The organism is Streptomyces justiciae (assembly GCF_015163075.1).
GTDB classification, from domain to species: Bacteria; Actinomycetota; Actinomycetes; order Streptomycetales; family Streptomycetaceae; genus Streptomyces; species Streptomyces justiciae.
This window is the reverse complement of the sequence record NZ_JADDXU010000001.1, coordinates 935,681-945,532: the sequence shown is the minus strand read 5'-3', so window position 1 is coordinate 945,532 and position 9,852 is coordinate 935,681. Positions and strand designations below refer to the sequence as shown.

Genomic DNA, 9,852 nt, shown 5'->3' with positions numbered 1-9,852 from the left:
GGTGATCGCGAACGACCAGCCGAAGGTTTTCAGAACCACTGGCTACCCAATCCTTGTGTACGGGTCTCCCCCGCGCCGTACTCGGCTTTACGAAGACTTTGAAGCCGAAGTCTAGTCCCGACCCCTTCGCTGCCCACTGGGGACCGGCTTTTGCTCATAACGCGTTATGAGACGTTGACCCCGAAGTCCAGGGCGATGCCCCGCAGGCCGGACGCGTACCCCTGCCCGACGGCCCGGAACTTCCACTCGCCGCCGTAGCGGTAGACCTCGCCGAAGATCATCGCGGTCTCGGTGGAGGCGTCCTCGGAGAGGTCGTAGCGGGCGAGTTCCTGGCCGTCGGCCTGGTTCACCACGCGGATGAAAGCGTTGCTGACCTGGCCGAAGGTCTGGCCGCGCTCGTCGGCCATGTGGATCGAGACCGGAAAGACGATCTTGTCGCACCCGGCGGGGACCTTGGAGAGGTCGATCAGGATCGACTCGTCGTCGCCGTCGCCCTCACCGGTGAGGTTGTCGCCGGTGTGCTCCACCGAGCCGTCCGGGCTCTTGAGCTGGTTGTAGAAGATGAACCACTCGTCACCCATGACCCGTCCCCCGGCGCACATCAGCGCGCTCGCGTCGAGGTCGAAGTCGGCTCCGGTGGTGGAGCGTGCGTCCCAGCCGAGCCCGACCATCACCTGCGTGAGGTTGGGTGCGGCCTTGGACAGGGAGACGTTGCCCCCCTTGGCGAGCGTGACGCCCATGATGCTGGTCCCTCCCCGTGTGCCTTTTTTGTTGTCGTGCGCGTCCGGCGCCGCACGCAAACCGTACGGCGCCGGATCCGGCAATGTCGTGTCCCGGAAGGTCACGACTCAGCCGTGGAACATTGCCGACGTCAGACGTTGACGCCGAAGTCCTGCGCGATACCACGCAGGCCCGAGGCGTAGCCCTGGCCGATGGCGCGGAACTTCCACTCCGCACCGTGCCGGTACAGCTCGCCGAAGACCATGGCGGTCTCGGTGGAGGCGTCCTCGGAGAGGTCGTAACGGGCGATCTCCGCCTCGCCCGCCTGGTTCACGACGCGGATGAACGCGTTGCGGACCTGGCCGAAGGACTGCTGGCGGTTCTCGGCGTCGTAGATCGAGACCGGGAACACGATCTTCTCGATGTCGGCCGGGACGGCCGCGAGGTTGACCTTGATCTGCTCGTCGTCGCCCTCGCCCTCACCGGTGATGTTGTCGCCGGTGTGCTCGACCGAGCCGTCGGGGCTCTTGAGGTTGTTGAAGAAGACGAAGTTGGCGTCGCTGCTGACCTTGCCGGAGTTGTTCAGCAGCAGCGCGCTGGCGTCGAGGTCGAAGTCCGTGCCGGTCGTGGTGCGGACGTCCCACCCCAGACCGACGATGACCGCGGTCAGGCCGGGGGCCTCCTTGGTCAGCGATACGTTGCCGCCCTTGCTGAGGCTGACTCCCACGAGTCCTCCATTGGTGTCCAGGGGCGGGGAGCCCCGCCATGCGTTTGGTACCGGATCAACGAGTCGATCCTAGTGACGGGTTCCCGTGACTCGCAGGCCTTGGAACCGAACAATCACAGGGTGTCCCCGACTCAGATGGCGTCGAGGGCCTTCACGTACTCGTTCAGGTCACGGGCGTCGGGCAGCGCGTTGACGACGGTCCAGCGGACCACGCCGTCCTTGTCGATGACGAACGTGCCGCGCACCGCGCAGCCCTTGTCCTCGGCGAAGACGCCGTACGCGCGCGAGACCTCGCCGTGCGGCCAGAAGTCGCTCAGCAGCGGGTACTCCAGGCCCTCCTGCTCGGCGAAGACGCGCAGGGTGTGGATGGAGTCGTTGGAGACGGCGAGCAGCTGGGTGTCGCGGTCGGAGAACTGCGGCAGGTTGTCGCGCAGCTCGCAGAGCTCGCCGGTGCACACCCCGGTGAAGGCGAAGGGGTAGAAGAGCAGGACGACGTTCTTGCTGCCGCGGAAGTCCGACAGCTTCACGGTCGCGCCGTGGTTGTCCTTGAGCTCGAAGTCGGGGGCCTTTTCGCCGACCTGGATCGCCATCGTCGTGAATCCCTTTCGGTGGGACTGTTCGGGTGAGACCCACCCTACGCAGCGATCACGACAGGCCGACGGACGGGCCGAGCACACAGCGTGGCTCAGCCCGTCCGGTACTACCGGTACTACCGGACGGAGGTCACCGCTTCGACTTGGCGCCCTTCGGGGTCACCAGACGGCTGCCGCTCCAGTCCTTGCCGACGCTGACGCTCTTGGAGGCGGAGAGCCCCGCCGTCGTCGCGGCTTCGGAGATGTCGCTGGGCTCGACGTAGCCGTCGCGGCCGGTCTTCGGCGTCAGCAGCAGGATCGAGCCACCCTCCTCGATGTACGTGGTGGCGTCCACCAGTACGTCGGTGAGGTCGCCGTCCTCGTCGCGGAACCACAGCACCACGGCGTCGGCGACGTCGTCGTACTCCTCGTCCATCAGCTCGCCGCCGATGACTTCTTCAATGGCCTCGCGGAGCTCCTGGTCGACGTCGTCGTCGTAGCCGATCTCCTGGACCACCTGCTCGGGCTGGAACCCCAGCCTTGCGGCAGGGTTCGTCCGCTCCTCCGCGTGGTCCGCGGTCGCGCTCACGGGTTGCCTCCTGATCATGTCTTCGGGAATAACTCAGCCACGCGCGTGCGCGAAGCATTGGCCGTAGTCCACACGGGCGGGGCGGATCGCGCAAGTACCCGGCCGTTCAGACCGCCGAAACGGTGACGTTCCGGAACGTGTCACCGCAACTCCAGGCACATCATCATGGCTCCACGGTGACGCACGCCACACGTTTCTGCCCTCTATGTGCGTTTGGGAACCATACCTGGGTACGCGCCTCTGGTTACCCCACGGTAGAGATGACGTTTGGCGCCCCGAGGTACACGATGGGGAGCGGTGCAGACATACAGAAATACGGCCCTCTGACAGGTAAGGAACAGCGTGGCTTCCGGATCCGATCGCAACCCGATCATCATTGGCGGCCTTCCGAGTCAGGTTCCTGACTTCGACCCCGAGGAAACCCAGGAGTGGCTCGACTCCCTCGACGCCGCCGTCGACGAGCGCGGCCGGGAGCGGGCCCGCTATCTGATGCTGCGGCTGATCGAGCGGGCCCGCGAGAAGCGCGTGGCCGTGCCCGAGATGCGCAGCACGGACTACGTCAACACGATCCCCACCAAGAGCGAGCCGTTCTTCCCGGGCAACGAGGAGATCGAGCGCAAGATCCTCAACGCGACCCGGTGGAACGCCGCCGTGATGGTGTCCAGGGCCCAGCGGCCCGGCATCGGCGTCGGCGGCCACATCGCCACCTTCGCCTCCTCGGCCTCGCTGTACGACGTGGGCTTCAACCACTTCTTCCGCGGCAAGGACGAGGGCGACGGCGGCGACCAGGTCTTCTTCCAGGGCCACGCCTCCCCGGGCATCTACGCGCGCGCGTACCTGCTGGACCGCCTCAGCGAGGAGAACCTCGACGCGTTCCGCCAGGAGAAGTCGAAGGCGCCGTACGGCCTGTCCTCGTACCCGCACCCGCGCCTCATGCCGGACTTCTGGGAGTTCCCGACCGTGTCGATGGGTCTCGGCCCGATCGGCGCGATCTTCCAGGCGCGGATGAACCGGTACATGCACGCGCGCGGGATCGCGGACACCTCGAAGTCGCATGTGTGGGCGTTCCTCGGCGACGGCGAGATGGACGAGCCGGAGTCGCTCGGCCAGCTGACCATCGCCGCCCGTGAGGGCCTGGACAACCTGACCTTCGTCGTCAACTGCAACCTCCAGCGCCTGGACGGGCCGGTGCGCGGCAACGGCAAGGTCATCCAGGAGCTGGAGTCGGTCTTCCGCGGCGCCGGCTGGAACGTCATCAAGCTGGTCTGGGACCGCTCCTGGGACCCGCTGCTGGCCCAGGACCGCGACGGGGTGCTGGTCAACCGGATGAACACCACGCCGGACGGCCAGTACCAGACGTACGCCACCGAGTCCGGCGCGTACATCCGCGAGCACTTCTTCGGGGACGACCACCGGCTGCGCGCGATGGTCGAGAACATGACCGACGACCAGATCCTGCACCTGGGCCGCGGCGGTCACGACCACAAGAAGATCTTCGCGGCGTTCTCGGCGGCCAAGGCGCACAAGGGCCAGCCGACGGTGATCCTCGCCAAGACGATCAAGGGCTGGACGCTGGGCCCGAACTTCGAGGGCCGCAACGCGACCCACCAGATGAAGAAGCTGACGGTCGACGACCTCAAGGGCTTCCGCGACCGGCTGCACCTGCCGATCTCCGACAAGGAGCTGGAGTCCGGCGCGCCGCCGTACTTCCACCCGGGCCGGAACTCGGAGGAGATCCAGTACATGCACGACCGCCGCAAGGGCCTCGGCGGTTACGTCCCCACGCGCGTGGTGCGCGCCAAGCCGCTCGCACTGCCGGACGACAAGACGTACGCGACCGTGAAGAAGGGTTCGGGTCAGCAGTCCATCGCGACGACGATGGCCTTCGTCCGGCTCCTCAAGGACCTCATGCGGGACAAGGAACTCGGCAAGCGGTTCGTACTGATCGCGCCGGACGAGTACCGCACGTTCGGCATGGACTCGTTCTTCCCGAGTGCGAAGATCTACAACCCGCTGGGCCAGCAGTACGAGTCGGTCGACCGCGATCTGCTCCTCGCCTACAAGGAGTCGCCGACGGGTCAGATGCTGCACGACGGCATCTCGGAGGCCGGCTGCACGGCGTCGCTGATCGCGGCGGGCTCGGCGTACGCGACGCACGGCGAGCCGCTGATCCCGGTCTACGTCTTCTACTCGATGTTCGGTTTCCAGCGCACCGGCGACCAGTTCTGGCAGATGTCCGACCAGCTGGCGCGCGGTTTCGTGCTGGGTGCGACCGCGGGCCGTACGACGCTGACCGGTGAGGGTCTCCAGCACGCGGACGGCCACTCGCAGCTCCTGGCCTCCACCAACCCCGGCTGTGTGGCGTACGACCCGGCTTACTCGTACGAGATCGCGCACATCGTGCAGGACGGTCTGCGCCGGATGTACGGGCCGACCGCGGACGGCAAGCCCGGTGAGGACGTCTTCTACTACCTGACCGTCTACAACGAGCCGATCCAGCACCCGGCGGAGCCGGAGAACGTGGACGTCGAGGGCATCCTCAAGGGCATCCACCGGATCGGCGAGGGCACTTCGGGCTCGATCCCGGCGCAGATCATCGCGTCCGGTGTCGCGGTGCCGTGGGCGATCGAGGCGCAGAAGATCCTGGCCGAGGAGTGGAACGTCAAGGCGGACGTCTGGTCGGCGACCTCCTGGAACGAGCTGCGGCGCGAGGCGGTCGACGTCGAGCGGCACAACCTGCTGCACCCCGAGGAGGAGCAGCGGGTGCCGTACGTGACGCAGAAGCTGTCGGGTGCGCAGGGGCCGTTCGTGGCCGTGTCCGACTGGATGCGGGCGGTGCCGGACCAGATCGCGCGGTGGGTGCCGGGCACGTACCAGTCGCTGGGTGCGGACGGGTTCGGCTTCGCGGACACCCGGGGCGCGGCCCGCCGCTTCTTCCACATCGACGCGCAGTCGATCGTGGTGGGCGTGCTGACCGAGCTGGCGAAGGAGGGCAAGGTCGACCGGTCGGCACTGAAGCAGGCGATCGACCGGTACCAGCTCCTGGACGTGGCGGCGGCCGACCCGGGTGCGGCGGGCGGAGACGCGTAGTAGCACGCACGGTGGTGCACTGAAGGGCGGTGGGGCCGAGGGCCTCCCCGCCCTTCCCACGTCCTCCCTCCCCTTACCTCTTCTTTACGATGCGGTCATGAAGGAAGAATCGGCGCAGGTCCGTTGGGAACACCTGACCCAGCGGCCCCTGATGGCGCTCGCGGTGCTGTTCGCCGTCGCCTATGCCGTGCCGATCGTGGACGACTCGGCCGGCCATGAGCTGACGGCCGTGTGCACGGGCGTCGAGTGGGTGGTGTGGGGGGCGTTCGCCGTCGACTACGTCGTACGGCTGTCGGTCGCGCGGGATCGTCGGGAGTTCGTACGACGACACTGGCTCGACCTGGGGGCGGTGGTCCTGCCTCTTCTCCAGCCGCTGCGGTTGCTGCGGCTCGTCGCGACGCTGCTGCTGGTGCAGCGCAGGGCGCGGATGGCCTCGCAGATCCGGCTGACGACGTATGTCGCGGGGGCGGTGGTCGGGCTGCTGATGTTCGGGTCCCTGGCGGTCCTGTCCGTGGAACGGGACTCGCCGGACGGGAACATCCGGACGCTGGGTGACGCGGTGTGGTGGTCGTTCACGACGATGACGACGGTGGGGTACGGCGACCACGCCCCGACGACCGGCCTGGGCCGGATGATCGCGGTCGGCCTGATGCTGTCCGGCATCGCGCTCCTCGGTGTCGTCACCGCGAACATCGCCGCGTGGTTCATCGCCCGCTTCGAGAAGGACGACGTGGAGGAACGCCGCCAGACGGAGGCGATCGTGGCACTGACGGAAGAGGTACGGGCGCTGCGCGCGCAGGTGGCTGAACTGCAGGGCACGCGCCTCGAGAAGTGACCGGGCGCGGCGAGAGGGGCGTTCCGCTCACCCGCGCGTGCGGGGTGCCGCTGCGCCCACCCGTGCCGCCCCAGCGGCACGCCTGCCCGCAGCCAGGCGGGACGGCACGCAGGCGGCTCAGACAGCTGACGCAGTCCGAGGCGAACCGGGTCGGGCGCGAGCGCGACCAGGTGCGGCCCATTGCCAGCCAGCCGCAGACGATCGCGACCGGGCCGAGGATGATCCCCAGCACGAAGAAACCGGCGACCGCGCAGATACTGCCTCTCTGGGGGACGCCCCCAGACCCCCGGCGATGATTCCGAGCGTCGCGCGATCCGGCCCGGTCCGCGACCACGTCCGGGCGGCGTGGGGCGGGAGGCGTCGCGCAGGGGCGGGCCCCCGGCCCATCATGCCGGGGGTCCCTCCCTCACTTCCCCGGCTAGAACATGCCGTTCCCCGGGGAGGCCGCTCCTGCCAGCCAGATGATGGCCAGGAGCGTGTCCAGGGCGCCCAGTACGAAGGCGACCAGGGCCGTCACCGGGCGTGAGCGCGACCAGGTGCGGCCCATTGCGAGCCAGCCGCAGACGATCGCTATCGGGCCGAGGATGATCCCCAGCACGAAGAAACCGGCGACCGCGCAGATGACTCCGATGATTCCGAGCGTCGCGCGATCCGGCCCGGTCCGTGACCACGTCCGGCCACGTGAGCGGGGGTACCTGCGCGTTCCGTGTCCGAAGCCCGCCATCATCAACAACTCCCAGAACCCCTAGGCAAGTTGGGTTCGATGACGGGCGAGTACCCCCGGTGGTCTTCTTAATCCTCCGGACTTGCGGCGCGCCGCCCCCCTCCGGCAGCGCGCCGCAACGCCGGTCACCCGTCCCGCACTTGCCTGAGGAACATGCCGTACCGGAGGGCTTCACCTACTGTGACGTGCGGTGCGTGCCGGGAGCGAGGAATCTTTAGCGTCTTCACTCTGATGAGGGAAGTCCCTTTGAATTTCCCTCAGATGAATCCGTCAGATGTGGCCTACCCCCGCGCCCGCCTCCGCGTTCGCGCCCCGCTTCGTCAGCAGTGCCACGAAGATCGCGACGGCGGCCACGCCCGCGGCGACCAGCGACGCCAGGCTCATGCCCGAGATGAACGTGTCGTGCGCGACGTCGGTGATCTTCGCGGCGATCGCCTCCGGCGTGCCCTTGGCGATCGGCGGCACGCCCACCTGGACGGCCTCGGAGGCCTGCGCCTGCTGAGCCGCCGTGAGCTCCGGCAGCCCCGCGGCCTTCCAGTTGCCCGCGAGGTCGCTGTCGACCTTGGACGCCATCACGGCACCGAGCACCGCCGTACCGAGGCTGCCGCCGATCTGCATCGCGGCCTGCTGGAGACCACCGGCGACACCGGACAGCTCCAGCGGCGCGTTGCCGACGATGACCTCGGTCGCGCCGACCATGACCGGGGCGAGGCCCAGTCCCAGCAGGGCGAACCAGAGGGACATCACCGCGCTGCCGGTGTCCGTCTCCAGCGTCGACATGCCGTACATCGCGAGCGCGGTGGCGGCCATGCCGCCGGCCAGCGGGATGCGCGGGCCGAGCTTGGTGATCATCACGCCCGCCAGCGGCGAGCCGACGATCATCATGCCGGTGAGCGGCAGGAGGTGCAGACCGGCGTCGATCGGGCTCATGCCGTGCACGTTCTGGAGGTAGAACGTCACGAAGAACAGGCCGCCCATGAAGGCGATGGCCATCAGGACCATCAGGACCACGCCCGCGGAGAGGGCGACCGAGCGGAACAGGCCCAGCGGGATCAGCGGCTCCTTCACCCGGGTCTCCCAGAAGGCGAAGAGCGCGAAGAGCAGGACCGACCCGGCTATGAACGCCCACGTCCTGCCGTCGCCCCAGCCCCACGTCGGAGCCTTGATGAGGGCCCAGACCAGGCAGAACATCGCGCCCGACAGCAGCGCGATGCCGAGCAGGTCGAAGGAGCGCGGGGCGTTCTCGGCACGGTGGTCGAGGAGGATCAGCCCGCCGAGGACGAGGGCGATGATGCCCACCGGCACGTTGATGAAGAACACCGACTGCCAGTTGACATGCTCGACGAGGACACCGCCGAGGATCGGGCCGCCCGCCGTGGAGGCGCCGATGACCATGCCCCAGATGCCGATGGCCATGTTGAGCTTCTCGGCCGGGAAGGTCGCCCGCAGCAGGCCGAGCGCGGCCGGCATCAGCAGCGCGCCGAAGAGGCCCTGGAAGACGCGGAAGGTGACGACCGCGCCGATGCTGCTGGACAGCCCGATCGCCCCGGACGCGGCGGCGAAGCCGACGACGCCGATGAGGAAGGTCTGGCGGTGGCCGAAGCGGTCACCGAGCTTGCCCGCGGTGATCAGGGAGACCGCGAGGGCCAGGAAGTACCCGTTGGTGATCCACTGCACCTGGGCGAAGGTGGCGCCGAGGTCCTTCTGGATGGCCGGGTTGGCGATGGCCACGATGGTGCCGTCGAGGGCGACCATCATGACGCCGACGGCCACGGTTATGAGGGTGAACCAGGGGTGGCCGCGCAGCCCGGCGGCCGGTGCCGGGCCCGACGGGGAGGCCGACGCCTCGTCCCCCGGCCCCGTCTTGTCGAGCGTGGTCTGACTAGTCATGCTCCGAGGCTAATGACAGCCACTGACAATTGACAAAGCAATTCACAAGTCGGTAACTGACACAGCATGGAAAACCTGCGCGAACGCAAGAAGCAGCGCACCCGTGAGGCCCTGCTGCGAGCCGCCCTCGAACTGTTCACCACGCGCGGGTACGAGCGGACGACCGTCGACGACGTCGTCGCCGCCGTCGACGTCTCGCAGCGCACCTTCTTCCGCTACTTCGCCAACAAGGAGGAGGCCGCCCTCGCCGTGGTGGAGCTGGCGGTGGCGCACTTCGTCGACGCGGTGCGCGCCCGGCCGCCGCACGAGGCGCCGATGGAGGCCCTGCGGCAGGCGGTCGTGGAGGGCTGGGACTCGCTGAACGACGTCATCGAGTCCGTCGTACCGGTCGAGCTGTACCTGCGGATGTACCAGGTGATCGAGTCGACGCCGGTGCTGCTCGCGGCCCATCTGCGGCGCTCCATGGAGATCGAGGAGGCGCTCGCGCGGGTGATCGCCGAGCGCGAGGGGCTCGACGTGGAGGCGGACCTGCGGCCACGGCTCGTTGTGGCCGTCTTCAGCGGTGTGATGCGGGTGACCGAGCGGCAGTGGAGCACCGGCGCGGACTTCGGTCTGGACGCGATGCGGTCGCTCACCGTCTCGTATCTCGAACAGGTGGGCCCGGCGCTCACGGGCGACTGGCGAACAAACTGAGGTCATCGTCAC

The 9,852-nt window shown here is 68.2% G+C and carries 9 protein-coding genes; 3 read left to right on the top strand and 6 right to left on the bottom strand.

What is annotated here, in order from left to right:
- Nucleotides 1-164: 164 nt before the first annotated feature.
- From IQ210_RS04155 to IQ210_RS04140, 4 genes are all read right to left on the bottom strand, one after another.
- Nucleotides 165-740 (bottom strand): TerD family protein, encoded by a 576-nt coding sequence (locus IQ210_RS04155; RefSeq protein ID WP_194076990.1) that lies wholly within the window; start codon nucleotides 738-740, stop codon nucleotides 165-167.
- 131 nt (nucleotides 741-871) lie between these two features.
- Nucleotides 872-1,447, bottom strand: coding sequence for a calcium homeostasis/redox stress adaptation protein (locus IQ210_RS04150; RefSeq protein ID WP_194076989.1), 576 nt, complete (start codon nucleotides 1,445-1,447; stop codon nucleotides 872-874).
- Between the two features lie 131 nt (nucleotides 1,448-1,578).
- Complete coding sequence (locus IQ210_RS04145) at nucleotides 1,579-2,037, bottom strand: peroxiredoxin (RefSeq protein WP_194076986.1); 459 nt, start codon at nucleotides 2,035-2,037, stop codon at nucleotides 1,579-1,581.
- 133 nt (nucleotides 2,038-2,170) lie between these two features.
- Nucleotides 2,171-2,608 (bottom strand): DUF3052 domain-containing protein, encoded by a 438-nt coding sequence (locus IQ210_RS04140; protein ID WP_059191515.1) that lies wholly within the window; start codon nucleotides 2,606-2,608, stop codon nucleotides 2,171-2,173.
- Between the two features lie 342 nt (nucleotides 2,609-2,950).
- Between IQ210_RS04140 and aceE the strand changes: the two genes are divergently transcribed.
- Both aceE and IQ210_RS04130 read left to right on the top strand, forming a co-directional pair.
- Nucleotides 2,951-5,698 carry a pyruvate dehydrogenase (acetyl-transferring), homodimeric type gene (gene aceE / locus IQ210_RS04135; protein WP_194076985.1) on the top strand — a complete coding sequence of 916 codons (2,748 nt, stop codon included), beginning with the start codon at nucleotides 2,951-2,953 and terminating at the stop codon, nucleotides 5,696-5,698.
- 97 nt (nucleotides 5,699-5,795) lie between these two features.
- The gene (locus IQ210_RS04130) at nucleotides 5,796-6,533 is read left to right on the top strand and encodes a potassium channel family protein (protein WP_194076984.1); all 738 of its coding nucleotides are present in this window, start codon (nucleotides 5,796-5,798) and stop codon (nucleotides 6,531-6,533) included.
- 418 nt (nucleotides 6,534-6,951) lie between these two features.
- On the opposite strand, the gene IQ210_RS04125 is transcribed toward IQ210_RS04130, so the two are convergent.
- Nucleotides 6,952-7,260: a small hydrophobic protein gene (locus tag IQ210_RS04125; RefSeq protein WP_194076983.1), complete on the bottom strand. Its 309-nt coding sequence runs from the start codon at nucleotides 7,258-7,260 to the stop codon at nucleotides 6,952-6,954.
- Between the two features lie 267 nt (nucleotides 7,261-7,527).
- Nucleotides 7,528-9,147 (bottom strand): DHA2 family efflux MFS transporter permease subunit, encoded by a 1,620-nt coding sequence (locus tag IQ210_RS04120; protein WP_194076982.1) that lies wholly within the window; start codon nucleotides 9,145-9,147, stop codon nucleotides 7,528-7,530.
- Nucleotides 9,148-9,213: 66 nt separating this feature from the next.
- On the opposite strand from IQ210_RS04120, the gene IQ210_RS04115 reads away from it, so the two are divergent.
- Complete coding sequence (locus IQ210_RS04115) at nucleotides 9,214-9,840, top strand: TetR family transcriptional regulator (RefSeq protein WP_194076981.1); 627 nt, start codon at nucleotides 9,214-9,216, stop codon at nucleotides 9,838-9,840.
- Nucleotides 9,841-9,852 lie beyond the last annotated feature (12 nt).

Coding starts and splice junctions, on each gene's coding strand:
- IQ210_RS04155 (WP_194076990.1), bottom strand. CDS start 740: ATGGGCGTCACGCTCGCCAAGGGGGGCAACGTCTCCCTGTCCAAGGCC.
- IQ210_RS04145 (WP_194076986.1), bottom strand. CDS start 2,037: ATGGCGATCCAGGTCGGCGAAAAGGCCCCCGACTTCGAGCTCAAGGAC.
- IQ210_RS04130 (WP_194076984.1), top strand. CDS start 5,796: ATGAAGGAAGAATCGGCGCAGGTCCGTTGGGAACACCTGACCCAGCGG.
- IQ210_RS04125 (WP_194076983.1), bottom strand. CDS start 7,260: ATGATGGCGGGCTTCGGACACGGAACGCGCAGGTACCCCCGCTCACGT.
- IQ210_RS04120 (WP_194076982.1), bottom strand. CDS start 9,147: ATGACTAGTCAGACCACGCTCGACAAGACGGGGCCGGGGGACGAGGCG.
- IQ210_RS04115 (WP_194076981.1), top strand. CDS start 9,214: ATGGAAAACCTGCGCGAACGCAAGAAGCAGCGCACCCGTGAGGCCCTG.